At 74.6% G+C, this 25799-nt stretch carries 22 protein-coding genes; 12 read left to right on the top strand and 10 right to left on the bottom strand.

Annotated elements, in window-relative coordinates:
- Positions 1–111: 111 nt before the first annotated feature.
- The 4 genes from ACN268_RS19960 (at position 112) to ACN268_RS19945 (ending at position 6747) form a co-directional block, all read left to right on the top strand.
- Positions 112–912, top strand: a complete 801-nt coding sequence (locus ACN268_RS19960) for an MBL fold metallo-hydrolase (protein WP_421484502.1) — start codon at positions 112–114, stop codon at positions 910–912.
- Positions 909–4484: an adenylate/guanylate cyclase domain-containing protein gene (locus tag ACN268_RS19955; protein ID WP_421484501.1), complete on the top strand. Its 3576-nt coding sequence runs from the start codon at positions 909–911 to the stop codon at positions 4482–4484. The genes ACN268_RS19960 and ACN268_RS19955 overlap by 4 nt, the downstream gene beginning before the upstream one ends.
- 163 nt (positions 4485–4647) lie before the next feature.
- Entirely contained in the window at positions 4648–5166 is a 519-nt protein-coding gene (locus ACN268_RS19950; protein WP_421484500.1) for a hypothetical protein, read from the top strand.
- Between the two features lie 30 nt (positions 5167–5196).
- Positions 5197–6747 carry a serine/threonine-protein kinase gene (locus ACN268_RS19945; RefSeq protein ID WP_421484499.1) on the top strand — a complete coding sequence of 517 codons (1551 nt, stop codon included), beginning with the start codon at positions 5197–5199 and terminating at the stop codon, positions 6745–6747.
- Here ACN268_RS19945 and ACN268_RS19940 read toward each other — a convergent pair.
- Entirely contained in the window at positions 6734–7060 is a 327-nt protein-coding gene (locus ACN268_RS19940) for a hypothetical protein (protein WP_421484498.1), read from the bottom strand. The genes ACN268_RS19945 and ACN268_RS19940 overlap by 14 nt on opposite strands.
- A gap of 129 nt (positions 7061–7189) precedes the next feature.
- Between ACN268_RS19940 and ACN268_RS19935 the strand changes: the two genes are divergently transcribed.
- From ACN268_RS19935 to ACN268_RS19925, 3 genes are all read left to right on the top strand, one after another.
- Entirely contained in the window at positions 7190–8983 is a 1794-nt protein-coding gene (locus ACN268_RS19935; RefSeq protein WP_421484497.1) for an alpha/beta hydrolase, read from the top strand.
- Positions 8984–9159: 176 nt separating this feature from the next.
- Positions 9160–10101, top strand: a complete 942-nt coding sequence (locus tag ACN268_RS19930) for a transporter substrate-binding domain-containing protein (RefSeq protein ID WP_204927054.1) — start codon at positions 9160–9162, stop codon at positions 10099–10101.
- Complete coding sequence (locus ACN268_RS19925; RefSeq protein WP_204927055.1) at positions 10098–11138, top strand: hypothetical protein; 1041 nt, start codon at positions 10098–10100, stop codon at positions 11136–11138. Before ACN268_RS19930 ends, ACN268_RS19925 begins: the two co-directional genes overlap by 4 nt.
- 33 nt (positions 11139–11171) lie before the next feature.
- Here ACN268_RS19925 and ACN268_RS19920 read toward each other — a convergent pair whose 3' ends face one another.
- The 9 genes from ACN268_RS19920 to ACN268_RS19880 all read right to left on the bottom strand — a co-directional run bounded on the left by ACN268_RS19920 (position 11172) and on the right by ACN268_RS19880 (position 21504).
- Positions 11172–12335: an acyl-CoA dehydrogenase family protein gene (locus ACN268_RS19920; protein WP_421484496.1), complete on the bottom strand. Its 1164-nt coding sequence runs from the start codon at positions 12333–12335 to the stop codon at positions 11172–11174.
- A complete protein-coding gene (locus ACN268_RS19915; protein ID WP_421484495.1) occupies positions 12332–14338 on the bottom strand; it encodes a biotin carboxylase N-terminal domain-containing protein in 2007 nt (668 codons plus the stop codon). The genes ACN268_RS19920 and ACN268_RS19915 overlap by 4 nt, the downstream gene beginning before the upstream one ends.
- A gap of 132 nt (positions 14339–14470) precedes the next feature.
- The gene (locus tag ACN268_RS19910; RefSeq protein ID WP_421484494.1) at positions 14471–16072 is read right to left on the bottom strand and encodes an acyl-CoA carboxylase subunit beta; all 1602 of its coding nucleotides are present in this window, start codon (positions 16070–16072) and stop codon (positions 14471–14473) included.
- Positions 16069–17265 (bottom strand): acyl-CoA dehydrogenase family protein, encoded by a 1197-nt coding sequence (locus tag ACN268_RS19905; RefSeq protein WP_421484493.1) that lies wholly within the window; start codon positions 17263–17265, stop codon positions 16069–16071. Before ACN268_RS19905 ends, ACN268_RS19910 begins: the two co-directional genes overlap by 4 nt.
- On the bottom strand, positions 17262–18992 hold the full coding sequence (locus tag ACN268_RS19900; RefSeq protein ID WP_421484492.1) for an acyclic terpene utilization AtuA family protein: 1731 nt from the start codon (positions 18990–18992) through the stop codon (positions 17262–17264). The genes ACN268_RS19905 and ACN268_RS19900 overlap by 4 nt, the downstream gene beginning before the upstream one ends.
- Positions 18989–19126 (bottom strand): hypothetical protein, encoded by a 138-nt coding sequence (locus ACN268_RS19895; RefSeq protein WP_421484491.1) that lies wholly within the window; start codon positions 19124–19126, stop codon positions 18989–18991. The genes ACN268_RS19900 and ACN268_RS19895 overlap by 4 nt, the downstream gene beginning before the upstream one ends.
- Before the next feature lie 34 nt (positions 19127–19160).
- Entirely contained in the window at positions 19161–19805 is a 645-nt protein-coding gene (locus ACN268_RS19890; protein WP_421484490.1) for a TetR/AcrR family transcriptional regulator, read from the bottom strand.
- Between the two features lie 118 nt (positions 19806–19923).
- Positions 19924–20667, bottom strand: a complete 744-nt coding sequence (locus ACN268_RS19885; protein WP_421484489.1) for a metallophosphoesterase family protein — start codon at positions 20665–20667, stop codon at positions 19924–19926.
- A 159-nt stretch (positions 20668–20826) separates the two neighbouring features.
- A complete protein-coding gene (locus ACN268_RS19880; protein WP_067306583.1) occupies positions 20827–21504 on the bottom strand; it encodes a Crp/Fnr family transcriptional regulator in 678 nt (225 codons plus the stop codon).
- 220 nt (positions 21505–21724) lie between these two features.
- On the opposite strand from ACN268_RS19880, the gene ACN268_RS19875 reads away from it, so the two are divergent.
- Genes ACN268_RS19875 through ACN268_RS19855 form a run of 5 tightly spaced genes read left to right on the top strand, consistent with a single transcriptional unit; the run spans position 21725 to position 25783 of the window.
- Entirely contained in the window at positions 21725–22390 is a 666-nt protein-coding gene (locus tag ACN268_RS19875) for an adenosylcobinamide amidohydrolase (protein ID WP_421484488.1), read from the top strand.
- A gap of 57 nt (positions 22391–22447) precedes the next feature.
- A complete protein-coding gene (locus ACN268_RS19870) occupies positions 22448–23605 on the top strand; it encodes a CapA family protein (protein ID WP_421484487.1) in 1158 nt (385 codons plus the stop codon).
- Between the two features lie 51 nt (positions 23606–23656).
- Entirely contained in the window at positions 23657–24445 is a 789-nt protein-coding gene (nth, locus tag ACN268_RS19865) for an endonuclease III (protein ID WP_421484486.1), read from the top strand.
- Positions 24442–25056: a TlpA family protein disulfide reductase gene (locus tag ACN268_RS19860; protein WP_363790833.1), complete on the top strand. Its 615-nt coding sequence runs from the start codon at positions 24442–24444 to the stop codon at positions 25054–25056. The genes nth and ACN268_RS19860 overlap by 4 nt, the downstream gene beginning before the upstream one ends.
- Positions 25057–25084: 28 nt before the next feature.
- A complete protein-coding gene (locus tag ACN268_RS19855; protein ID WP_421484485.1) occupies positions 25085–25783 on the top strand; it encodes an NUDIX hydrolase in 699 nt (232 codons plus the stop codon).
- Positions 25784–25799 lie beyond the last annotated feature (16 nt).

Raw genomic sequence — 25799 nt, 5'->3', positions numbered from 1 at the left:
TCCCCGCGAGCTGACCCGAGCGGTCGGTCGAAAGCCGTGAAGGACCACAAACCAGTGGGCCGGTTCGGCAAGATCGCGGGGAGTGGCGCACAGGGTCGTACGATCGCAGCCATGACCGGGCATGTGACGGCACCGCCGGCCGCGCCGGCCGACCGGCTGCCGCAGTGGGTGACGTTGCTGCGCGCCCCCAACCCGGGGCCGATGACCCTGGAGGGCACCAACACCTGGCTGCTGCGCGCCCCCGACGCGGCCCGGGCGGTCGTCGTCGACCCCGGCCCGGCCGACGAGGGGCACCTCGCCGCCGTGGCCGCGTCCGGGCCGGTCGGGCTCGTGCTGATCACCCACGGACACCCCGACCACACCGAGGGCGCCCCCCGGCTGAGCGACCTGCTCGGCGGGGTCCCCGTGCTCGCCGTCGACCCGGCACACACCCTCGGCGGGGACCCGCTGACCGGGACGGCCGGGCAGCTCGACGGGTACGGGCTGGGCATCGACCTGATCGCCACCCCCGGGCACACCGCCGACTCCGTCTGCCTGCAGGTGTCGTACGGCACCGAACGGGTGGTGCTGACCGGGGACACCATCCTCGGCCGGGGCACCACCGTCGTCGCCCACCCCGACGGCCACCTCGGCGACTACCTGGCCAGCCTGGAGCGGCTGTCCGCGTACCAGGGGATCCCGGCGCTGCCCGGCCACGGCCCGGCGCTCGCCGACTGCGGCGCGGCGGCCGACTTCTACCTCGCCCACCGCCGGGCCCGGCTCGACCAGGTCCGGGCCGCCGTCGACGCGGGCGCGCGCACCGCACCCGAGGTGGTGGCGACCGTCTACGCGGACGTGGACCGGTCGCTGTGGTGGGCCGCCGAGTGGTCCGTCCGCGCCCAACTGGAGTACCTGGGAGTGGAGCAGCCGTGACCTGCCCGGTGTGCGGCACGCTCGCCGTCCCGGGCGCGCGGTTCTGCCACAACTGCGGGGCGGCGCTGCCGGCCGCCGCCGGCCTGCCGACCGCCGAACGCCGGGTCGTCACCGTGCTCTTCGGCGACCTGTCCGAGTTCACCTCCTGGTCGGAGGACCTCGACCCGGAACGCGTCGGCGCGGTCACCGACCGGGTGCTCGCCGCGCTCGCCGGTGCGGTGAAGACGTTCGGCGGGCACGTCGACAAGCTCACCGGCGACGGCATCATGGCGGTCTTCGGCGCGCCCGTGGCCCACGAGGACGACGCCGAGCGGGCCGTGCGGGCCGCCCTGTCGATGCAGCGGGCCGTGCGCCGGGTGCTCGACGACGAACGCGGCGGCGGCGCACCGCTCGGCCTGCGGGTCGGGCTGAACACCGGCGACGTGATCGCCGGCATCCAGGCCGCCATCGAGTACACGGTCATCGGGGACACGGTGAACACCGCCGCCCGGCTGGCCGACGCCGCCGCCGTCGGCGCGATCTACGCCGGTGCCCGTACCTCGTCGGCCACCCGGCACGTCGCCTCCTGGCGGGTGCTGCGCCCGCTGCGGCTCAAGGGCAAGCGCGAACCGGTCGAGGCGTACGAGCTGCTGGGCCTGCTCGACGCCCCGGGCACCCGGTCGGGGCTCGGCGACGAGGCGCCCTTCGTGGGGCGGGAGACCGAGATCGGCCGGGTCGCCGGCCGGCTCGCCGAGGTGATCGACCGGGGCGAACCCCGGGTGCTGCTGATGACCGCCGAGGCGGGGATCGGCAAGTCCCGGTTCGCCGCCGAGGTGGAACGCCTCGCCGCCGGCTACGACGTCGGCGCGGGCCGGTACGCCGCCCACAGCGGGGCCCGGGTGCTCTCGGTACGCTGCGCCGCCTTCGGCGAGCGGCGTCGGCTGGCCCCGCTGGCCGACCTGGTCCGGGCCGCCGTCGGCCTGCCCAGCGACACCTCCACCGCGCTGACCCGGCCGGCCGTGGAGGAACGGCTGCGCCGGCTCGCCCAGCGGCTCGGCCGGCTGCGCGCCGACGCGCCACCGCTCGCCGGTGACCAGCTCCTGGCCCTGCTCGGGTACGCCGAACTGCCCGCCGGCAGCCCCGGTGAACAGGGCGGCTGGGGGGCCACCCCGCCGGCCGCCGACGCCGAGGCGGTGCCGGTCGCGGTGGCCGGGCTGCTCAGCGCCCTGGCCGCCGAGGCACCGCTGGTGATCGTGGTCGACGACCTGCACGACGCCACCGGCGAGACGATCGCCGCTCTCGGCGCGACGCTGTCCCGGCTCACCGGCCCGGTGCTGGTGATGCTGCTGGGCCGCCCGGAGCTGGTCCGTACCGCCGGGGCGTTGACCTGGATCGCCGACGCCGAGGTGCAACCGTTGCCGCCGCTGCGCGGCGCGGACGCCTCCCGCCTGCTCACCAGCTATCTCAACGGCGGCAGGCTGCCCCAGGCCGACGCCGACCGGCTGCTCGCCACCGCCCAGGGCAACGCCTTCTACCTGGCCGAACTGGTCACCCTGCTGCGGGAACGGGGGGCGTTGACCGCCGGTCCCGACGGCGGCTGGCGGCTGGTGCCCGGGTCGCTGGGCAGCCGGCTGCTCTCCCGGGACCTCGCCGCCGTGCTCGCCGCCCGCATCGACGCGCTCCCGCCGGAGGCCCGGTCGGTGCTGCGGGACGCCGCCGTGGTCGGCGACGTGGTGCCCACCGGCGCGTTGGAGGCGCTGCGTGAGCAGCGGTCCGGGCCCGCCGGCCGGCCCGGCGCGGTGGCCGCCGTCGAGCTGGAACGGGCCGTGGAGGAGCTGCTGCAGCGCCGGATGCTGCACCGCACCCGCAGCGGTTTCGCGTTCGCCACCCCGCTGATGCGGGAGGCCGCCTACGCCGGGGTGAGCAAGGCCGAACTCGCCGAACGGCACGCCGCGCTGGCCCGCTGGGCGACCGGGGTCCCCGGCGGGTCGGTCGCCGCGCCGGGCGGGTTCACCGACGCGGCCCGCGACGACTTCGTGGCCGAGCAGGTCGAGCGGGCCGCCGTCCTCGCCGACGCGGTGAAGCTCCGCCCGGACTCGCCGGCCCGGACGGTCGCCGGCCTCGGGGTCGCCGCGCTGGGCCGGGCCGCCCGCCGGGCGTTGCAGGCCGGCGAGCCGGCACTGGCCGTCGAGTACGCCGAACGCGCCGCCGACCTGGCCCGCGACGGGCTGCCCCCGGCCGACCGGGTGGTGCACGCGCGGGCGTTGCTCCAGGTGGGCCGGGTCGGTGACGCGCTCGCCTTCGCCGAGAAGATCGCCGCCAACGCCGGTGACGACGCCGGCACCCGGGCCAGCGCCCTGCTGCTCGCCGGTCAGGCCCAGCAGACCCAGGGCGACCAGGCCCGCGCGGTGGCCTGCTGGCAGGAGGCGTTGCAGGTGGCCACCGCCGGGGAGGTGACCAACCTGCGGGCCTCGGCGATGCGCCGGCTCGGGATGGCCGACTTCGTCGCCGGCCGGCTCGGGCAGGCGAGCAGCCGCCTCGCCGCCTCCTACCAGATCAGCCTCGCCGCGAAGGACCTGCGCGGGCAGGCGTGGGCGTTGCAGAACCTCGCCTGGGTCACCACCACCCGGGGGGACTTCGCCGGCACCGACGCGGTGCTCGGCCGGGCCGCCCGGCTCTTCGCCGAGCTGAAGGACCCGTACGGACGGGCCTGGCTGCGTGGCACCACCGCCTTCGCCCGGCTGCTGGCCGGCCGGCTGGGGGAGGCCTGCCGGCTGGCCGGGATCTTCCTGCCGTTCGGGGAACGGGTCGGCGAGGCGTGGGCGGTGGGCACGCTGCGCGCGGTCGAGGCGTTCGCCGGGGCGGAAATGGGCGAGGTGGCCGAGGCGGACCGGTCGGCCCGCCGGGCGTACCGGGACTTCGCCGCCGTCTCCGACGACTGGGGGCGCGGGTTCGCCCTGGTCGTCCGGGGGGTGGTGGCGCGGGGGCTGGGCGAGCCGGAGCACGCCGCCGACCTGTTCACCGACGCCCTCGCGTACGCCGGGCGGACCTCGCACCCGCTGCTGACCGGGATGGCCGGCACGCTGCGTGGCTTCGTGGCGCTGGACATGGGCGACTGCGAGACCGCCGAGCGGGACGCCCGTGCCGTGCTGACCGCCGTCGAACCGCACAACCCGCAGGCCCCGGCGCAGGCCGCCCCCCGGGTGCTGCTCGCCACCGCCCGGCTCGCCGCCGGTGACCCGGCCACCGCGGTCGGGTTGCTCGCCCCGGTGGCGACGACCGCCGCGAAGACGCCGACCCTGCTGTTCTCCCGCCGGCAGACCCTCGCCCGGTACGCTTCCGCGCTGCTCGCCCACGGCCAGTCGGAGCAGGCGCTGGACTGGGCCCGGCGGGCGGTCGCCGCCCCGGCGGAGGACGTCCGCAGCCAGGTGATCGGTGCTGGGGTGCTGGCCGAGGCGTTGGCGGCGTGCGGTCGTCCGGCCGAGGCGTCGGCCAGCGCGCAGGAGGCGGTGCGGTTGGCGTACGCCACCGAGCAGCGCAGCGAACGGGCCAGCGCCGACGCCCTGGCGGCCCGGCTGGCCGACGGGGTCTGAGCGGGACGTCGGCGGGTGCCGGCGGTGGTCCGCCGGACTGCGGCCGTCGGCGGACGACAGGTCTGTCGGTTCCGGGGATGTGCGCCTGTCGGCCGGGACGGTTAGCGTGTCACTTCACGCGACCGCCCCTCGGTGCCGGTCGCGCCGTCGGGTGGGGGGCAGGATGAGGTTGCCGCGTTCGGGCGCCGGTTGGACGATCGCGGTCTTCGGGGTGCTGGCGGTGCTGCTCGGCGCGCTCGGACTGGTGTGGCCGGAGGCGCAGCTGCGGATGCTCGGCTTCGAGGTGCCGGCGACCCGGGCACCCGGCGACTACACCGGCACGTTCCTCACCGCGTCCTCGATGGCCTCGTTCAACATGGGCGTCTACTACCTGTTGGCGGTGGCGACCGAGTGGCGGGCGTTCTACCGGTTCACAGTGGTCTTCCGGCTGGTCACCTTCACCGTCTTCACGCTGACCGTGCTGGCCGACGTGGCACCGGACCGGTTCATCGGGGTGGCCCTGTGGGAGGGTGCGGGCGCGGTGGCGACGGCGCTCGGCCTACGCTGGGACGCCCGTCGATCCGCAGGTGGGGGCGGTAGCGCTCCCAATCCGACACCGTCCCAGGTCAGCGGCGTGTCCGGGGGCACGACGAGCCGGTCGGCTGCCGCCGGCCCGGCCGCCGCCGCCGGTACGGACCGCTGAGCGCCCCGGCGGAACGGGTATTTTCGAGCCGTGACCGAGACCCCGCCCGGCGCCCTCCGGCTGCCCAATGTGCCCGGTCTGACCGACTTGCAGGTCTTTGCCCGGGGTGGCTACGCCACCGTCTACCGGGCCACCCAGATCTCCGTCGGTCGGGAGGTCGCCGTCAAGGTGGAGAACCGCACCCTGGACAACGAACGCGACCAGGCCCGGTTCCTGCGGGAGGCGCGGGCGGCCGGACGGATGTCCTCGCACCCGCACGTGGTCGACCTCTTCGACGTCGGGGTGACGGTCGACCAGCACCCCTACCTGATCATGGAGTTGTGCGACGGGTCGTACGCCGAACGGATGCGGACCTCGCCGCTCGACGCGTCCGAGACCCGTGACCTCGGCATCAAGATCGCCGACGCGCTGGCCCACTCGCACGCGGCCGGGGTGCTGCACCGCGACGTCAAGCCGGCCAACATCCTGCACTCGCACTTCAACTCGGCGGTGCTCGCCGACTTCGGGCTGGCCGTGCTGGCCGAGGCGCGGGACGCCTCGGTCACCCTGGAGGTGCTCACCCCGGCCTACGCCCCGCCGGAGATGTTCAACCACAGCCCGCCGTCGCCGGCCGTCGACGTGTACGCCCTCTGCGCCACCCTCTACGCGGTGATGACCGGCCGCCCCCCGCGCTGGCAGTCCGAGCGCAACCCGAGCCTGGTCACCGTGCTGGAGCTGTTCCACCACCCGATCCCCGACCTGCCCGGGGTGCCCACCGAACTGGTCGACGTGCTGCGCGCCGGGATGTCCAACGACCCCGACGCCCGCCCCTCCGCCCTCGAACTGCGCGACCTGCTCACCGCGCTGCCCGTCGACCCGGCCCCCGCCCCGGTCAGCGGTGCCCCGGTCTCCGGCGGGCCGTCCGGGGGCACCGGCGGGCCGTACACCCTCGGGTGGACCACCAGCCAACCCGGACGGACCACCGGGCAGCCCGCCCCCCGCCCCCCGGCCCAGGACGACCACCCGACCGTGCCGCACGGCGCACGGCGGCGGCGGCGCTGGTTCTTCGGCGGCGCCGGGGTGCTCGCCCTGGCCGCCTCGGCGAGCGCCGGGGCGTGGGTCGCCGGTGGCGCGCCGCCGCTGGCCGGGCCGACCGCCGCCCCGTCGACCGTCGGCTCGTCCAGCCCGGCCGCCCGCTGGGGTGCCCTGCCCGGCTGCGCCGCCGACGGCACCGCCGCGGTCCTGCCGCCCGGCGCCCGGTGCGCCCCCGTGCTGGAGTGCTTCGGCCCCGTCCGGCTACGCGGCGACCGGGCCGAGGCCCCCCAGGTCTCCTGCGAGGGGCGGCACACCTGGGAGACGTACGTGGAGGGGCAGTTGCCGGCCGCGCTGGCCGCCGCCGGGCACGCCACGATCAGCGCCGACCCGACCGTCCGGTCGGTGTGCAACGCCCGGACGTTCCGGCTGACCAGCGGGATCGACTACGCCAACGGCTGGCGGCTCGAAGTGCTGCCACCCGGCGAGAAGGACTTCGACCGCACCTACCGCTGCCTCGCCGGGCGGGGCGTGAACGCCCTGGTCGCCCCCACCCTCACTGGTCGCTGACCTCGCGCATCCGCTGCAGCCGGTTCAACACCGCCGCGCTGTCCAGCGCGTCGAGGGTGTCGGCGTCGAGGAACGAGCCCGGCTCCAACTGCCGCGGCGGGGGCGTCACGGCCGGTGTCTCCCGGTCGTCGCGTTCGCGCAGCGCGGCCAGCGCGGTGCCGGTCACCGTGGCGAAGAGGACACCGAGCAGCGCCAACCCCACCGTCACGATGCCGGCGGGATGCCGGAAGACCAGCACCACCACCACCGCGGCGGTCGCCAACGCCGCGACCACCGCCACGGTCCGCGCGTCCGGCCTCAGGAATCGGCTCACCCGACAAGCATGGCCTTTTCGGGCGTGCTGTCAAACCATCCGGCCCAGTGTGGTTGACCGTTCTGCCTAGAGTGACGAACGTCGAGGTGTCGTCTCGACTCGTCCCGTATCCCACCGGAAGGCATCTACATGCCACAAACCACCCGGTCACTGGCTGCTGCGGTCGTCGCCGGCCTGCTCCTCACCACGATGGCGGTCGTGCCGGCAGCCGCCGCGCCCGGCAGCCCGCACACCCGCCCCGCCGTGCCCGATCGGACCAGCCGCACCGAGGCCCGGCGCGTCGACAGCGTGCCCACCCCGAAGCTCGACTGGTACGCCTGCTACGGCTACGCCGAGTGCGCCACCGTCGCGCTGCCGCTGGACTACGACAAGCCGAAGGGCGCCACCACCGAGGTCGCCCTGCTCCGGGTGAAGGCCCGCGACCAGCAGGCCCGGATCGGCAGCCTCTTCCTCAACCCGGGCGGCCCGGGTGGCTCGGGCACCGACATCGCGCTGGCCGCGCCGTCCTTCCTCGGCGACGACCTGCTCGACCGGTTCGACATCGTCGGTGTCGACCCGCGCGGCGTCGCCGCCAGCACCAACGTCCGGTGCTTCCCGTCGGTGAAGGAGCAGACCCGGGCGTACGCCGGTCTGAACGTCGCCTTCCCGTGGACGAAGGCCGAGGAGAAGGCGTACCTGAAGTCGGCGAAGGCGGTCGGCCAGGCGTGTTCGACCACCGGTCGGCCGTTGACCTCGGCGATGTCCACCGCCGAGGTGGCCCGGGACATGGACGTGCTACGCCGGGCGGTGGGCGACCAGAAGCTCAGTTACCTCGGTTTCAGCTACGGCACCGCGCTGGGCCAGTACTACGCGAACATGTTCCCGGACCGGGTCCGCGCGGTCGCCGTCGACGGGGTGCTCAACCCGGCCGCCTGGGTCGGCCAGGGTAAGGCGCGTGACCAGCTCCAGGAGTCCCGGCTGCGCAGCTCCGATGCCGCCTACCGGGCGTTGCGGGAGATCCTGGCCCGCTGCGCCGGGGCCGGCCCGCAGGCGTGCCCCCTCGCCGCCGCCGGTGACCCGGTCGCCTCCTACGACCTGGTGACCAAGCGGCTGCGGCAGAAGCCCGTGGTGATCGACGACCCAGAGGCCGGCCCGTTCACCGTCAGCTACGCCGACTTCGTGGCTGCCAGCCTCAGCGCGCTCTACAGCCCCAACGGCTGGGAGCCGATCGTGGACAGCACCGCACTTCTGCTCACCCTCACCGACCCGCAGTCGGCGTCGCCGGCCCGACTCGCCGGGGCGCGCGCGGCGCTCGGCCGGATCGCCGCACAGGCCCGTGAGCAGCGACGGTTCGACTTCCCGTACGACAACGGGCTGGAGACCATGGGCGTCGACTGCACCGACGCCTACCACCCCGGGAAGCTCGCCGACTGGCCCGCGCTCAGTGCCCAGGAGGACAAGCGGGCACCCTACTTCGGGCGGCCCTGGTCCTGGATCACCGCGCTGTGTGCCCGGGACGCCTGGACGGTCCGCGACGCCGACGCCTGGACCGGGCCGTTCGACCGCCGGACCGCCGCACCGGTGCTGGTGGTGGGCAACTACTGGGACCCGGCCACCAGCTACCAGGGGGCGGTGACCTCGGCGCAGCTGCTGCCGAACAGCAGGCTGCTCAGCAGCGACAGCTGGGGCCACACCGCATACGGGACGTCGGCCTGTGTGACCGGGGCGATCGACGCGTACCTGCTGCGCGGGGCGCTGCCGGCCGAGGGCACCGTCTGCGTCGGTGACGTGCAGCCGTTCGTCGGGGTGTCGGAGCCGGCCGGGCGGGCCGCCTCCGACAAGAACGCGCTGGCCGCCGCCGGGTTGCCGGCCCGGGGTGCGCCCAAGCGACTGCCGCCGGTGGTCGCGCCGCTGCCCCTGGCGGGTTCGCTGACCGTGCGGTGATCCGACTCCGGGGTACGACGGGCGCTCGGGTCGTCCGTCGTACCCCGGGCTTCTCTCTCCGTCTGGTCGGGTGGACGTCGCGGCGGTCGACCCGGCACCGCGATGCGGCGCGACGGAGATGGACGGGAGCCGCTACCCTCGGTGTCCCCCAGGCTGTCCGTCAGCGAGGTGCGCCGATGAACCACATCTCCGCCCGCCACCGGGTCCGATCGGTCACCACCACCCTGGCGGTGGCCCTGACCCTCACCCTGGCCGCCGCCGCCGGCTGCGAGAACCGCCGGGAACCGTCGCTGCCCTCGGTGCGCGACAAGCTGCGCGAGTCGCACATCGACGGTCAGCCGAAGATCAAGATCGGGGTGGCCACCACCGAGCCGCTGATGGGCGAGCTGCGCAACGGCGTGCACTCCGGCTTCGACGTGGAGATCGCCCGCTACGTCGCCTCCTACCTCGGCTACGAGGGTGACCAGCGCATCGAGTGGGTCTCGGTGACCACCGAGGACCGCATCCCCGCCCTCCAGGGTGGCGTGGTCGACCTGGTGGTCTCCAGCTTCTCCATCACCGAGGAGCGGGAGAAGCTGGTCAGCTTCGCCGGGCCGTACTTCGTCACCACCCAGGAGGTGATGGTGCCGACCCGGCTCAGGGACAAGATCCGCACCATCGAGGACCTCCGCGAACCGACCTACAAGGTGTGCACCAGCGGCGGCTCCACCACCGAGGCCGAGCTGGCCAAACACGACGTCAAGGCGCTGGTGGTCAAGGAGGTCGGCGACTGCGTCAAGGGCATCCGGGAGGGCCGCTACGACGCGGTCAGCTCCGACGAGACGATCCTCGCCGGGTTCCTCTCCCTCTACCCGACCGAGTTCGAGATCGTCGACATGCCCTTCGGCACCAGCGAACTGCTCGGCATCGGGGTGCCGATCGGCGACCCCGCCCTGCGCGACCTGGTCGCCTTCGCCCTGCAGAAGAGCTACCTGCAGGGCCGCAACGGGATCAGCAGCCCGTGGATCACCGCCTACACCAGGTCCCTCGCACCGTATCTGAAAGCCGAGAAGGCTCAGCCCCAGCCGCTGAACGTGCCGGAACTGGTCGACTTCGACGACAAGGCGCCGACCCGGTGACCGCCCCGGCCGTACCGCAGGATCTGGGCGCCACCACCGTCGCCGTACGCGACGGCTGGGACCCGGCGGTGGAGCGGCGGGCGCGGGCCAGCCAGTCGTTCTGGACGGCCGTGGTCGGCGTGCCCGCCATCTTCTCCGTGCTGCGCCTCGGCGTCGAGGCGGGCGGCGAACTCCAGACCACGCTGCTGCTGGTGGCGAACGTCGGGCCGGTGAACCTGCTCGCCGGCTTCCTCACCACCGCCGCCCGGCTGCTCTCCACCGGCCTGGTCGCGGTCTTCGCCCTCGGCGCGGTGCTGCGGGTCAGCGTCGAACGGATGCCGCCGGCCGTGCGTCGCCCGCTCTTCGTCCGCTGGGCGGACCTCACCCCGGCCTGGTTCGTGCTGGCCAGCTTCCTCACCGCCCTGGTCACCTGGCAACTGCTCTACCTGCCGTTGCTGCTGCCGGCGTTCGTCGCCGCCTTCCAGCTCACCCCGGCCCGCCTGCACGAGCACGTGGTGCCCCGGACGCTGCTCGTGGTGGCGCTGCTCGGCGGCTACGGGTGGCTGCTCGCCCCCACCCTGGTCGACGCGTGGCAGCAACGGGAACTGCTCGTCCTGGCGCTGCTCGTCGCCCCGCCGCTGCTCGCCCTCGCGGTGACCGGCCCGCTGCCCGGGGCGGTCATCCGGCCGCTCGCGTCGGTCACCGAGGCGGCCGTGCTGGCCATGCTGGTCTGGGCGGCGCTGCCGGTGATCACCACCCCGGTGCTGCCGCTCACCGTGACCACGGTGGAGTCGAGCCCCGGCGTCACCGAGGACGTCCGGGGGCACGTGGTCACCGTGGACGACGTCAACATGGTGCTGCTGCAGGAACGCGGCGGCGTCCGGTACGTGCCGGTGGACGACGTCCGCGCCCAGGTGCTCTGCCCCAGCGAGGAGGAGCTGCCCCGGCACCGGCTGCGCATCCGCGACTACCACGTCGAGGACTCGCTGCTGGAGGGGCTGGGCCGGCGGGTGCGCCCGGTGCACCGTACCGACGCGGCCTGCCGCGCCGTGCACTGACCGGGCGCTGCGGCGGGTGACCGTCCCGGGGGGTCAGTAGGACTTCTCCTGGCCCAGCACGTGCTGGGCGACGAAGTTGAGGATCATCTCCCGGCTGACCGGGGCGATCCGACCGGCCCGCACCGCGCCGAGCAGCGTCGCCACGCCGTACTCGGTGGTCATGCCGGCCCCGCCGAGGGCCTGCACGGCGGTGTCCACGGCCAGCGCGGCGGCCTCCCCGGCCGCGTACTTGGCCATGTTGCCGCAGACGCCGGCCTCCAGGTCGCGGCCCGCGTCGTACAGGGTGGCCGCCTTGTGGATCATCAGTCGGGCGAGTTCCACCTGCACCGCCGCGTGCGCCAACGGATGCGCCACACCCTGGTGCGCGCCGATGCTCCGCCCACCCCAGACCTTGCGGGTGGCGGTGTAGTCGGTGGCCCGCTCGATGGCGTACCGGCCGGTGCCGACGCCCATCGCGGCGACCGTGATCCGCTCCGGGTTCAGCCCGGCGAACAACGCCGGCAGGCCGGCGTCCAGCGACCCGCCGACCAGCGCGTCGGCGGGCAGCCGGACGTCGTCCAGGTAGAGCAGGAACTGGTTCTCCGGGGAGACGATCTCCATGTCCAGCCTGGACCGGGTCAACCCGGCCGCGTCGGTCGGCACCAGGAACAGCGCAGGCTTGAGCTTCCCGGTCGCCGCGTCCTCGGTACGGGCCACCACCAGCACGTACCGCGCCTCGTCCACGCCGGAGATGTAGCACTTGCGGCCGGAGAGCAGCCAGTCGTCGCCGTCGCGGCGGGCCACGGTGCCGAGCCGGTGGAAGTTCGACCCGGCCTCCGGCTCGGTGATCGCGAAGACCACCTTCAGCGAGCCGTCGGCGAACCCGGGCAGGAAACGCTTGCGCTGCTCCTCGGTGCCGTGCCGGTTGATCACCGTGGCGGCGATGGCCGGCGACACCACCAGCAGCAGCAGCGGGCAACCGGCGGCGGCCAGCTCCTCGCAGACGATGGCCAGCTCGGTGAGGCCGCCACCGCCACCGCCGTACTCGGTGGGGACGTTCACGCCCAGGTAGCCGAGCCGACCGGCCTCGTCCCACAGTTCGGTGGTGTGCCCACCGGATTTCGCCTTCTCGACGAAGTAGGAGTGGCCGTACCGGCGGCCCAACGCGCGGACGGCGTCGCGGAGCTGATCCTGCTCGGGGGTGAGGTCGAAGTTCATCGGGGGGCCTCCTCGGGGTTGACCACGGCCAGCACCGCACCCGTCTCGACCTGCCCACCGGCGGGCACCGGCAGGTCGGCGACCACGCCGTCGGTCGGGGCGAGCACGGGATGTTCCAGCTTCATCGCCTCCAGGGTCAGCAGCAGGTCACCGGCGGCGACCCGCTGACCGGCCCCGACGTGCACCCGGGTCACCGTGCCGGGCAGCGGCGCGAGCAGCGACCCGACCGCGAGCGCCGCGCGGGGCAGCGGGAACCGGGGCAGCTCGGTCAGCTCCGTCGCCCCGTCCGGGCCGTCCACGAAGACCGCCGACCCCGCCCGGTGTACGCGGAACACCCGCCGCACCCCGGCCACGTCGAGCAGTACCCGGTCGGGTGCCGCCGTCACCAGCTCCACCACCGGCGGGGCGTCCGGTGCGGCGGTGGCCGTCGGGTCGGCGACGGTCGGGTCGGTGGACCAGTCGGCGAGCGCGCCGGACCGGTCCAGCCGGTAGCGCACCTCGATCTCGTCCCCGGTCGTCGTGGCGTACCGGACGACCTGGGGGACGGCCGGCACGTTGCGCCAGCCCGAGGGGAGACCGGCGAGCACCGGGGCGGCGGCCCGACGTGCGGCGGCCCCGGCGAGCGCGGCGGCCAGCGCGGCCACCGGCAGCCGGTCGGCCGGCAGCAGCGGCGCGAAGACCCCGGGGTGCGCGTCCAGGAACCCGGTGTCCACCTGCGCCGCGCCGAACTCCGCGCTGCGCAGCACCCGGACCAGCAGGTCCCGGTTGGTGGCCACCCCGTGCAGCTCGGCGCGGGCCAACGCCCCGGCGAGCGACCGGGCCGCCTCGGCCCGGGTCGGCGCCCAGGCGACCAGCTTGGCGAGCATCGAGTCGTAGTGCACGCTCACCGTCGACCCGGTGTCCACCCCCGAGTCGAGCCGCAGGCCCCGGGTCGGGGTGAACTCGCCCGCCACCCCGGGCACCGCGAACCGGTGCAGCGTGCCGGTCGCCGGCCGGAACCCCTGCGTCGGGTCCTCCGCGCACAGCCGCACCTCGATCGCGTGGCCGTCGGCCGGTGGGGTCGCCGGCACCGGCAACGCGCCACCCTCGGCGACCAGCAGTTGCAGCCGGACCAGGTCCAGCCCGGTGACCGCCTCGGTGACCGGGTGCTCCACCTGGAGCCGGGTGTTCATCTCCAGGAAGAAGAACTCGCCGGTCGGGGCGAGCAGGAACTCCACGGTCCCCGCCCCGACGTAGTCGACCGCCCGCCCGGCGGCGACCGCCGCCGCGTGCAGCCGCTCCCGCACCCCGTCGGGCAGCACCGCCGGGGCCTCCTCGACGATCTTCTGGTGCCGCCGCTGGACCGAGCAGTCCCGCTCGCCGAGGGCCACGACCGTACCGTGGGTGTCGCCGAAGATCTGCACCTCGACGTGCCGGCCACGTTCGACGTACCGTTCGACGAAGACCGTGCCGTCGCCGAACGCGGCGGCGGCCTCGCGGCGCGCCGAGTCGACGGCCGCCGGCAGGTCGGCCGGGTCGCGGACGATCCGCATTCCCCGGCCGCCGCCCCCGGCGGACGCCTTGACCAGCACCGGGAAGTCGGTGACCGCGTCGCCGTCGGTCCAGGTGGGCAGCATCGGCACGCCTGCGCCGGCCAGCAGCTCCTTCGCGGCGATCTTGTCGCCCATCGCGGCGATCGCCCCGGCCGGCGGACCGACCCAGGTCAGGCCCGCGTCGGTCACCGCCGCCGCGAACCCGGCATGCTCGGCGAGGAAGCCGTAACCCGGGTGGACGGCGTCCGCGCCGGTGCGCCGGGCCGCGTCCAGGATCGACCCGATCCGCAGGTACGTCTCGACTGGCGAGTTCCCCGGCAGCCGGACCGCCTCGTCGGCCTCGGCCACGTACGGCGCGTCGGCGTCCGCGTCGGAGTGCACGGCGACCGTCGCGACGCCCAGCGCCCGGCAGGTGGCGAAGACCCGCCGGGCGATCTCCCCCCGGTTGGCCACCAAGAGCTTCTGAATCACGAGCGCCGATCCCACCTTTCGTTCGCGACTGCGGGACTCCGCTGCGCTGCGTTCCTCGCGCTCACGGTGCCTGCCTTTCGTTCGCGACTGCGGGACTCCGCTGCGCTGCGTTCCTCGCGCTCACGCGACCCCCTACATCCGGAAGACGCCGAAGCCGTCGGCGCCCTTCACCGGCGCGTTGTGGATCGCCGACAGGCAGAGCCCGAGGACGGTACGGGTGTCCCGGGGGTCGATCACCCCGTCGTCGTAGAGCCGGCCGGACAGGAACAGCGCCCCCGACTGCGACTCGATCTGCTGCTCGACCATCATCCGCATCGCCGCGTCGGAGTCCTCGTCGTAGTCCCGCCCCCGGGCGGCGGCGGCCTGCCGGGCGACGATCGACAGCACCCCGGCCAACTGCGCCGGCCCCATCACCGCCGACTTCGCGTTCGGCCAGGTGAACAGGAACCTCGGCTCGTACGCCCGGCCGCACATGCCGTAGTTGCCGGCCCCGTACGAGGCCCCCAGGTTGACCGTCAGGTGCGGCACCGTCGAGTTCGCCACCGCGTTGATCATCAGCGCGCCGTGCTTGATGATGCCGCGCTGCTCGTACTCGGTGCCGACCATGTAGCCGGTGGTGTTCTGGAGGAAGACCAGCGGGGTGTCGGCGGCGTTGGCGAGCTGGATGAACTGGGCCGCCTTCTGCGCCTCCGCGCTGAACAGCACCCCCCGCGCGTTCGCCAACACCCCCACCGGGTAGCCGTGCAGCTCGCCCCAGCCGGTGACCAGCGCGGTGCCGTACGCCGGCTTGAACTCGTCGAACTCGCTGCCGTCGAGCACCCGGGCCAGCACCTCACGCGGGTCGAACGGCACCTTCAGGTCGGCGCTGACGATGCCCAGCAGCTCCTCCGGGTCGTGCAGGGGTGGTCGCGGGGCCGGGTCGCGCGGCGGTGGACCCTGCTTGCGCCAGTTGAACCGGCGTACGCACCGCCGGGCCAGCCGGATGCCGTCCCGCTCGTCCTCGGCGAGCTGGTCGGCGAGGCCGGACGTGTCGGCGTGCATCGCCGCGCCGCCGAGCGACTCGTCGTCGGTGACCTCGCCGGTGGCCATCCTCACCAGCGGCGGCCCGGCCAGGTAGACCTGCGACCGGTCCCGGATCATGATCACGTGGTCGGACATCCCCGGCACGTACGCGCCACCGGCGGTGGCGTTGCCGAAGACGACGCTGACCGTGGGGATGCCGGCGGCGGAGAGCCGGGTCAGGTCACGGAACACCCGGCCGCCCGGAATGAAGATCTCCGCCTGGGTGGGCAGGTCCGCCCCGGCGCTCTCCACCAGGTTGACCATCGGCAGCCGGTTCGCCAGGGCGATCTCGCCGGCCCGCCGGGTCTTCGCCAGTGACCACGGGTTCACCGCGCCGCCGCGTACCGTCGGATCGTTGGCGACCACCAGGCACTCGACGCCCTCGACCACCCCGATGCCGGTGACCACGCTCGCCCCGACCGGGAAGTCGGTGCCGTACGCGGCGACCGGTGACAACTCCAGGAACGGGCTGTCCCGGTCCAGTAGCAGCTCGATCCGCTCCCGGGGCAGCAGCTTGCCGCGCCCGTGGTGTCGGGCCACGTACTTCTCGCCACCGCCGGCCCGCGCCAGGTCGAGCGCGGCGTCCAGCTCGGCCAGCCGCTCCCGCAGCGCCTCCCGGTTGGCCACGAAGGCCGGCGCGGCCGGGTCGACCGCACTCTCCAGCGTCGTCATAGGCCCAGGCCCTTCGCGATGATCTCGTTCATGATCTCGGTGGTGCCGCCGCCGATGCCGAGGATGCGGGCGTCCCGGTAGTGCCGCTCCACCTCGGCGTCGCGCAGGTAGCCGAAGCCGCCGTGCAGTTGCAGCGCGGCGTCGACCACCTGGTCGCAGGCGGCCACCGCGACGTTCTTCGCCATCGCCACCTCGGTCACCACCGGCTCGCCCGCCGCCACCCGGGCGGCCACCTGGTGCACGTACGCGCGGGCCGCCTCGGCGCGGGTGTGCATCTCGGCCAGCCGGTGCCGGACCAGTTGCCGGCTGGCCAGCGGACGGCCGAACGTGGACCGGTCCCGGCACCAGCGGGTCGACAGCTCCACGCAGCGCTGCGCGATCGCGTACGCCTGGGCGGCCAGGGAGAGCCGTTCGGCGGCGAAGCCCTGCATGATCGCCAGGAAGCCGGTGTCCTCCTCGCCGATCCGGTTGCCCACCGGCACCCGCACGTCCACGAAGGACAGCTCGGCGGTGTCCGAGCAGTGCCAGCCGAGCTTGTCCAGCTTCCGGCCGACGGTGAACCCGGGGGTGCCCTTGTCGATCACCAGCAGGTGCAGCGACCCGCTGCCGGGGAAGTCGCCGCAGACCGCCGTGGTGACGAAGTCGGCGCGTACCCCGCTGGTCACGTACGTCTTCGACCCGTTGACGAGGTAGTGGTCGCCGTCGCGGCGGGCGGTGGTGCGGATCGCGGCGACGTCGGAGCCGGCGTCCGGTTCGGTGATCGCCAGCGCGCCGATCAGCTCGCCTGCCAGCGTCGGCCGGACGTACCTGGTGACCAGCGGGTCGTCGGCGGCGGACGGGCGGGCGGCGAGCCGGCCACCGAGCGTGCCGCCGGTGCGCCCGCCGGCCGCCGCGACGATGTGCGGCAGCGCGATTCCGTGCGTGAACAGCGCCGCGACCAGCCCGGACGAGCCGCCGGAGCGGATGATCTCCTCGGTGACCACGATCGAGTCGAGGAGGTCGCCGCCGCTGCCGCCGACCGACTCGGGGAAGCCGACGCCGAGCAGGCCGAGCTTCGCGGCGGTGACGTGCAGCGCGCGGGGGACCTCGCCGGCCCGTTCCCAGTCGGCCAGGTGCGGCAGCACCTCCCGGGTCACGAAGGCCCGGGTCAACTCCCGCAACTGCCGCCGCTCCGGGGTGTCCACGATGGTCACCGGTCCGCCTCCCCGGCTGCGGGCGGTCCGGCGGGCAGGTCGACGATGCGGGAGCGGAGCAGTTCGCCGAGCGCCTTGGCCTGCGGGTCGAATCGGGTGGAGGCGGCCACCCCCGGCCCGAGCAGGCCCCGGATCACGAAGTTGATCGCCCGCAGGTTCGGCAGCTCGTACCGCTCGACGGTCGACGCGGCCGTCTCCGGCAGCAGCCCGGCCAGCCGGTCGACGGTCAGCCATCCGCGCAGCCACTCCCAGGTCGCGTCCGTGCGCGCCCAGACGCCGAGGTTGGCGTCGCCGCCCTTGTCGCCCGACCGCGCCCCGACCAGCTCACCCAGCGGCCCCCGCCGGGTCGGCCCGGCCAGCTCACCCAGCGGCCCCCGCCGGGTCGGCCCGGCCACCGGGGTCGGGCCCGCCGTGCCGGGCGTCGGCCCGGCCACGGCCGGTGCCACGGTCTCTGGCGGGGGGACCGGCAGCCGGGTGCCGTCCGGCAGGACGGCCACGTGCGGCACGTCGGCCTGCGGCACCGCGTCGGCGGTGAAGACCCCGTACGGGGTGGCGTCGCCAGGCAGGGTGGTCAGTGTGCACCCGGGATAGGAGGCGAGGGCCAGTTCCACCGCCACCGCCGAGAACGCCCGCCCGGCCCGCGCCCGGTCACCGTCACGCAGGTGTACGTGCAGCAGCGCGCTCGCCGTCTCGGTGTCGACCGCGTCGACGTGGTCGGTACGGGCCAGCGTGAACTCCAGCCCTTCCGTGCCGACCGCCGCCTCGATCTGCCCCCGGACCAGGGCGGCCTTGGCCGGGACGTCCAACCCGCAGAGTACGAACGTCATCGCGTTGCGGAAACCGCCCAGGTTGTTGACGCCCACCTTGAGGGTGGCCGGCGGTGGGGTGCCCCGGACCCCGTCCACCCGGACCCGGTCCGGCCCGTCGGCGCGCAGCCGTACCGTGTCCAGCCGGGTCACCACGTCCGGGCCGAGGTAGTCGGGGCCGCCCACCTCGTACACCAGTTGGGCGGTGACCGTCTCGACGGTGACCGCGCCGCCGGTGCCGGGGTGCTTGGTGATCACCGACGAGCCGTCCGGGTGGATCTCGGCGATCGGGAAGCCGGGCCGGTGCCCGCCGTCGGGCAGCTCGGTGAAAAAGCTGAAGTTGCCCCCGGTGACCTGTGCCCCGCACTCGATCAGGTGCCCGGCGACGGTCGCCCCGGCCAGCGCGTCCAGGTCGTCGCGCCCCCAGCCGAACCGGGCGACAGCCGGCCCGACCGCCAGCGAGGCGTCGGTGACCCGGCCGGTCACCACGATGTCCGCCCCGGCGTCGAGGCAGGCGGCGATGCCGAACGCGCCGAGGTAGGCGTTGGCGGTGAGCGCGTCCGGCCGGGCCAGGGCGTCACCCTCGACGTGGGCGACCCGGACGGCGAGGCCGAGCCGGTCGGCGAGCGCGCCGATCGCGGCGGCCAGCCCGGCCGGGTTCAGCCCGCCCGCGTTGGTGACGATCCGTACCCCCCGGTCGAGGGCGGTGCCGAGACACCCTTCGAGCTGGCGCAGGAACGTCTTCGCATAGCCGAGGTCGGGGTCGCGCAGCCGGTCCCGGCCGAGGATCAGCATGGTCAGCTCGGCCAGGTAGTCGCCGGTCAGCACGTCCAGCTCACCGCCGTCGAGCATCTCCCGCCAGGCGGTGGACCGGTCGCCGTAGAAGCCGGAGGCGTTGCCGACCCGCAGCACCCCGGTCACCGGGTGGCCGTCCCGGCCGTGTTCGCGCGGATCGTCCGGCCGGCGGCCGGACGCGCCCACGCCCCGGCGGGCGGCGCGTCGGGCTGGTCGGACCCGTCGGTCGGGTCGGCGGGCGGGGCGGTCGGGTCGACCATGGTGCCTCCGGGCGGGTGGGCCGGTGAGTACGGGTCAGGTCGGGTCGGCGTCGTGGGGCTGATCCGGTGCCGTCCCGGGGGCGAGCAGGGTGGCGAGCTGGTGCTTCCAGGTGCGCAGCAGCGCGGTGCGCCGGGCCGAGTCGTCGTTGAGCAGGTTGGCCACGCCGAGCCCGCGCAGCAGGTCGAGGGTGGCCTGCACGGCCTCGCGGACGCCGGGGCGGCGCTCGTCCACGTCGAGCAGCGCCACGGTGAGCCGGTGCATCTCCCGACCGACCCGCGCCTCCAGCGGCACCAGCGCGTCGCGCAGCTCCGGGTCGGTGCGGGCGGCCACCCACAGCTCCAGCGCGGCGACGAAGAGCGGCCCGGTGAAGGCGACGCCGAGCAGGTCGACCACCCGGTCGAGGCGTTGCGGCCCGACCGGCAGCGCCTCGGCCTCGACGCGTAGCTCCTCGGCGCGTCGCTCGGCGAGGTGGGCGACGGCGGCGGTGACCAGGGCCGCCTTGGTGGGGTAGTGGTGCAGTTGGGCGCCCCGGGAGACACCGGCGTGGGCGGCGACCACGGTCGTGGTGGTGCCCGACCAGCCGTACCGCACCAGGCAGTCGACAGTCGCCTCCAGCAGCCGGGCCTGGGTGGCGCGGCTGCGTTCCTGCTGCGGGACGCGGGTCGACGGGGTGGACACGGGAACAGCGTGCCGTTGCCGAAACAAACAGTCAAGCCTGACTTTTTTCGGCTGTGAGGTGACCCCGGCCGGTGCCGCTGGTCCGGTGCCGGCGGCCCCGGTCCGGTCCGGACACCGGTCAGCGGCCGTCGCGCGGGGCGAAGGCGGTGAGCGCGTCGAGGTCACTGTGCCGGGAGCGCAGGTACTCGTCCGCCCAGGCGGCGGCGTCCGGATAGGCCGATTCGGCGGCGACCCGCGCACAGGCCGCGTCGACGTCGAACCCCGTACGGTGCAGCTGCACCCCCGGACCGAGCAGCGCCCAGTACGCCCCCGGCCCGCCGTACGGCATGCCCACACTGCCCGGATTGACCACCAGCCGGCGGTCGACCAGCCGGGTGAACGGCATGTGGGTGTGCCCGCAGACCACGGTGCGCACCTGCGCGGGCAGCCCGGCGAACACCTCGGCCCAGCGGGCCGGCCGGGAGTCGACGAGCACCACCTCCTCGTCGTCGCGGGGCGTGGCGTGGCAGAAGAGCACCGGGCCGAGGCCGGCGACCGGAAGGGTGAGCGTCAGCGGCAGCGCGGCCAGCAGGGCCACCTGGTCGACCCGGAGCTGGTCGGCCGCCCAGTTCGAGACGTCGTGCTCCGACGGCCGGCCGGCGCGGGCCTGCACCAGCTCCCGGTCGGCGTTGCCGCGCACCCAACGGACCCGGTCACCCAGCCCGGTCAGCAGGTCCAGCACCTCGACCGGCTGCGGGCCGGCCGCCACGTCACCGGTGACCACGACCAGGTCGGCGGCGACCACCTCCGGCTCGGCCAGCACCGCCTCCAGCGGGGGCAACGCGCCGTGGACGTCGGAGACAACCGCTACCCGTTCCAGCACCGGTCCAGGGTCGCGCCCGGCGGAGCGGGTTGTCGAGCGATTCTGCGCCGGGCAGAGCGGGCCATCGCCGACCGGGGCAGGTGGAACCGGGCCGGAATGCCGACGAGCCAGGGCCGCCGGTGGAGGCGGCCCTGGCTCGGGGTGTGTACGCGGTGCCGGTCAGACCCGGGCGCGGCGGGCGAGACGCTCCGGGTCGAGGATGATGATGCTCTTGCCGTCCAGCCGCAGCCAGCCCCGCGAGGCGAAGTCGGCGAGCGCCTTGTTAACCGTCTCCCGGGAGGCGCCCACGAGCTGGGCGATCTCCTCCTGGGTCAGGTCGTGGGTCACCCGCAGCACGCCGCCGTCGCGGGTGCCGAACCGGCCGGCCATCTGGAGCAGGTTCTTGGCGACCCGGCCCGGCACGTCGGTGAAGATCAGGTCGGCCAGCGAGTCGTTCGTCCGGCGCAGCCTACGGGCGAGCACCCGCAGCAGCTGCTCGGCGATCTCGGGCCGGTTGTTCAGCCAGGGCCGCAGCGCCTGCTTGCGCAGCCGGACCAGCCGGGTGTCGGTGACCGCGGTGGCGGTGGCCGTACGCGGGCCGGGGTCGAAGAGCGACAGCTCACCGACCATGTCCGACGGGCCCATCACCGCGATCAGGTTCTGCCGGCCGTCGGCTGCCCGACGCCCGACCTTGATCTTGCCTGACAGGAGGATGTAGAGACTGTCGCCGGGCTCGCCCTCGTTGAACACGATCTCGCCCTTACGGACGTCGATCGTCTCCATCTCCTTGGCGAGCGCCTCGGCAGCCTCCGGGTCGACACCCTGGAAGATCCCGCTGCGGGCCAGTACCTCGTCCATCGCGCACCTCCGGTTGCGCGTTGCCGTCCCTCGGCCGGGTCCGCCGTCCGCTGATCCCTCGCGCGCCGCCAAGTCTAGGCGCATGTGAGGACGAATCAGAGCTGCACCCCTGGAATCTTGATCGTTGGGCGTAACCTCGCCGACGCGGTCGGGCACTATGATCGCCCGCCCGAACCACCTGGTCACCGGGGTCAGCCACCGCCGGTCGTAGGGTGTCCGGGTGCTGAGCGACCCGGTGCTGACCCACCGCCCCGAGGACGGGTGGGACATTCCGGTGCTCGTGTGGCGGGCCGGTGCCCCGCTGCGGGCGGTCAGCTCCGGCCCGCTCGGTGGCGGCGTCGGCCAGCGCAACTGGGTGGTCAACGCGACCGTGCCGATGTCGTACCACCGGGACGACCCGGCGGCCCACCTGGCCGCGCTCGCCCGCCGCTTCGACCTCGACGGGCCCGGGGTCGGCCTGCTCACCGGCGTCGACGTCGCCGAGGTGGTGACCCGGACCGACACCGGGGTCCGGGCCTGGGCCACCGTCGGCCTCGGCACCCCCCTGTGGGCCGCCGCACCCGACCCCGCCCACGCCCCGGCGCAACGGGTGGGCACGGTCAACATCGTGGTGTACGTGCCGACGGCGCTCGGCGACGCGGCACTGGTGAACGCCGTCGCCACCGCCACCGAGGCGAAGTGCCAGGCGATCGGGGAACTCGGCCTGCCGGGCACCGGCACACCCACCGACGCGGTCACCGTGCTCTGCCCGACGGGCGACCCGGCCGAGCCTTACGGCGGACCCCGGTCGACCTGGGGCGCGCCGCTCGCCCGCGCCGTCCACGCGGCCGTGCGGGACGGCGGCGCGGTGCCCTGCGTCCCGTGGTCGCAGCGGCGGACGGGCTGAACTTCCGTCCGATCGGCCCGTCGTCGGTCGATTGGTCACCCGGTAGCGTCGCGGGCGATGTACTCTGCCGCCTTCCTCCAGCCCCGTCCCCGCCGCCGTGTCGCGCTCGCCTGCGGCGCGCTGCTCACCGTGCTCCTCGCCGGCTGCGGCCAGTCGTCCGACAGCCCGGACCCGGTCTGGCGGCCGGGCGGCGGCGGTGGCACCACCGGTTCCCCGGTGCCGACCACCGGGGCCACCGGCAGGACCGAGGCGATCACCCTGTCGGCGACCGGGGACATCGTCATGGGGATGGCCCCGTCCCGGCTGCCCGCCAACGGCGGCAAGGGCTTCTTCGACGAGGTCAAGGGCGCGCTCAAGGCCGACCTGGTGATGGGCAACCTGGAGGAACCGCTCACCACCGACACCGGCACCGGCAAGTGCGGCGCGAACTCCAGCAACTGCTACCAGTTCCGGGTGCCGCCGGAGTACGCCGGCCACCTCGCCGACGCCGGGTTCCAACTGCTCAACCAGGCCAACAACCACGGCTACGACTTCGGCCCGCAGGGCTACGAGAACACCCAGCAGGCGCTGGAGAAGCACGGCCTCAAGCACACCGGCGCGCCCGACCAGATCACCGTGGTGGAGGTCGAGGGGGTGAAGGTCGCGGTGGCCGGCTTCTCGTCGTACCCGTGGTCCAACAGCCTGGTCGACATCGACGCCGCCAAGGGGGTCGTCGAGAAGGCCACCACGATGGCCGACCTGGTCGTGGTGCAGGTGCACATGGGCGGCGAGGGGTCGGACAAGACCCGGGTCCGCCCCGGCACCGAGATGTTCCTCGGCGAGAACCGGGGCGACCCGGTGAAGTTCTCCCACGCCATGATCGACGCAGGGGCCGACCTGATCGTCGGGCACGGCCCGCACGTGCTGCGCGGGATGGAGTTCTACCAGGGCCGGCTGATCGCGTACAGCCTGGGCAACTTCGCCGGGGGTGCCCGGTCGCTCAACCCGACCGGCCGGCTCGGCTGGGGCGGGGTGCTGAAGGTGTCGCTCAAGCCCGACGGCAGTTTCGCCGGTGGTTCGTTCACCTCCACCCGGATGAGTTCGGTGGGCAAGCCGGGGATGGACCCTGCCGGTCAGGGGCTCGGCCTGGTCAAGCAGCTCAGCACCAACGACTTCCCGCGTACCGCCGCCCGGTTCGACGGCAAGGGGAAGATCAGCCCGCCCGACGCCGGCTGACCGGGGGCGTGGTCCGGCGGCCCGTCGGGGCGGCGACGTAGGCTGGCCGGCGTGACCATCAGCTCTCCCGGCCGGGTCGAGACGGAACTCGGCCGTACCCGGCGCGCCCGGCGGATCGGCCGGGCGCTGACCGAGGCGCACCCGGACGCCCACTGCGAACTCGACCACACCACCGCGTTGGAGCTGGCCGTCGCCACGATCCTCTCCGCGCAGTGCACCGACAAGAAGGTCAACGAGGTCACCCCGAAGCTGTTCGCCCGCTACCCGACGGCGGCCGACTACGCCGGGGCCGACCGGGGCGAGCTGGAGGAGTTGATCCGGCCGACCGGGTTCTACCGCAACAAGACCGACTCGCTGATCAAGCTCGGGCAGGCCCTGACCGAGCGGTACGACGGCCGGGTCCCCGGCCGGCTGGCCGACCTGGTGACGCTGCCCGGGATCGGCCGCAAGACGGCCAACGTCATCCTGGGCAACGCCTTCGACGTCCCGGGGATCACCGTCGACACCCACTTCCAGCGGCTGGTGCAGCGGTGGGGGCTGACCATCCAGACCGATCCGGTCAAGATCGAACATGAGATCGGGGCGATGTTCCCGAAGCGGGAGTGGACCATGCTCTCCCACCGGATCATCTTCCACGGCCGGCGGGTCTGCCACGCCCGCAAGCCCGCCTGCGGGGCGTGCACCCTGACCCGGCTCTGCCCGTCGTACGGGCTCGGGCCGACCGAGCCGGCCGCCGCCGCCAAACTGCTCAAGGGCCCCCGCGCCCGGGACCTCGCGGTCGCCGCCGGGGTCGACCCGGAGCTGGTGCCGGCGCAGGCCGCCGCCGCGGAGGCACCGTGAAACCCCGGCTCGCCGCGCTGCTCGTCCCGGTGCTGCTGGCACTCGCCGGCTGCACCGCCACCACCGGCGGGGAGGGCCCCGCCGCCGGCCCCACCCGCGCCGCCCGCCCGTCGCCGTTCGCCGACTGCGCCACCCTCACCACCGCGCCCGGCTCCACCCCCGCGCCGACCGGCTCCGCCGCCGCCGGCAGCCCGCTGCCCGAACTGGTGCTCTCCTGCTTCACCGGCGGAGCCCCGGTGAAGCTGCGCGACATCCACGGCCCGGCCGTCATCAACGTGTGGGCCTCCTGGTGCCCGCCCTGCCGCAAGGAACTGCCGGCCTTCCAGCGGCTCAGCGTCCGCGCCGCCGGCCAGCTCCAGGTGATCGGGGTGAACAGCCGGGACAGCCGGGACGGCGCACAGGCCATCGGCGAGGACTTCGGCATCCGCTTCCCGGTCCTGTTCGACCAGGGCGAGGCCCTGCAACGGGAACTGCGCCGCACGGCGGTGCCGCTGACCCTGCTGGTGGACGCGCAGGGGCGGATCAGGCACACCGACACCTCCGGCGCGCTCGACGACGCCCGCCTCGCCGACCTCGTCCGCCGGCACCTCGGCCTGGTGGTGCCCGCGTGAGGCCGACCGCCGGTGCCGGGTCGACCCGATGAACCGCCGTCCACCGTCCTGGTTCGATCCGCTGCTGGGCCGGCTCGGCACCGCCCGGGCCGAGGACTTCACCCGGCTGACCACCCCCGAGCAGGGCGGCCGGGAGAGCGCGGTGCTGGTGCTGCTCGGCGAGGAACCCGGCGTCGGCCCCGACGTGCTGGTCCTGCAGCGGGCCGCCACCCTGCGCAACCACGCCGGCCAGCCGGCCTTCCCCGGCGGCGCGGCCGACCCGGGGGACGCCGACGCGCGGGCCACCGCGCTGCGCGAGGCCAACGAGGAGGTCGACCTCGACCCGGCCAGCGTGACCGTCCTCGCCGAACTGCCGAGGCTCTGGATCCCGGTCAGCGAGTTCGTGGTCACCCCGGTGCTCGCCTGGTGGCACAGCCCGCACCCGGTGCACCCCCGGGAACCGGCCGAGGTGGCGCACGTCGCCCGGCTGCCCGTCGCCGAACTGGTCGACCCGGCCAACCGGATGCTGGTCCGCCACCCCAGCGGCTGGACCGGCCCGGCGTTCTCCGTCCGGGGGATGCTGGTCTGGGGGTTCACCGCCGGGGTGCTCGCCGCGCTGCTGGAGATGGCCGGGTGGGCCCGCCCGTGGCCCCGGTCGCGGGTGGTCGAACTACCGCCGACCGGCGCCACCCCGGCACCCTCCGCCGGCACCGACCGGGCCGACGAACTGGCCGGCCCGCTGACCTGACCATTACGTTCCGCAG

The organism is Micromonospora sp. WMMD735 (assembly GCF_049178995.1).
In the GTDB taxonomy this organism is placed as follows: Bacteria; Actinomycetota; Actinomycetes; order Mycobacteriales; family Micromonosporaceae; genus Micromonospora; species Micromonospora wenchangensis.
This window is presented reverse-complemented; position numbering and strand designations above follow the sequence as displayed.

What these genes read in the sequence shown, in the direction of transcription:
- ACN268_RS19895 (WP_421484491.1), bottom strand. Translation starts at nt 19,126, where the DNA reads ATGGTCGACCCGACCGCCCCGCCCGCCGACCCGACCGACGGGTCCGAC.
- ACN268_RS19935 (WP_421484497.1), top strand. Translation starts at nt 7,190, where the DNA reads ATGCCACAAACCACCCGGTCACTGGCTGCTGCGGTCGTCGCCGGCCTG.
- ACN268_RS19960 (WP_421484502.1), top strand. Translation starts at nt 112, where the DNA reads ATGACCGGGCATGTGACGGCACCGCCGGCCGCGCCGGCCGACCGGCTG.
- ACN268_RS19950 (WP_421484500.1), top strand. Translation starts at nt 4,648, where the DNA reads ATGAGGTTGCCGCGTTCGGGCGCCGGTTGGACGATCGCGGTCTTCGGG.
- ACN268_RS19930 (WP_204927054.1), top strand. Translation starts at nt 9,160, where the DNA reads ATGAACCACATCTCCGCCCGCCACCGGGTCCGATCGGTCACCACCACC.
- ACN268_RS19855 (WP_421484485.1), top strand. Translation starts at nt 25,085, where the DNA reads ATGAACCGCCGTCCACCGTCCTGGTTCGATCCGCTGCTGGGCCGGCTC.
- ACN268_RS19870 (WP_421484487.1), top strand. Translation starts at nt 22,448, where the DNA reads ATGTACTCTGCCGCCTTCCTCCAGCCCCGTCCCCGCCGCCGTGTCGCG.
- ACN268_RS19910 (WP_421484494.1), bottom strand. Translation starts at nt 16,072, where the DNA reads ATGACGACGCTGGAGAGTGCGGTCGACCCGGCCGCGCCGGCCTTCGTG.
- ACN268_RS19920 (WP_421484496.1), bottom strand. Translation starts at nt 12,335, where the DNA reads ATGAACTTCGACCTCACCCCCGAGCAGGATCAGCTCCGCGACGCCGTC.
- ACN268_RS19880 (WP_067306583.1), bottom strand. Translation starts at nt 21,504, where the DNA reads ATGGACGAGGTACTGGCCCGCAGCGGGATCTTCCAGGGTGTCGACCCG.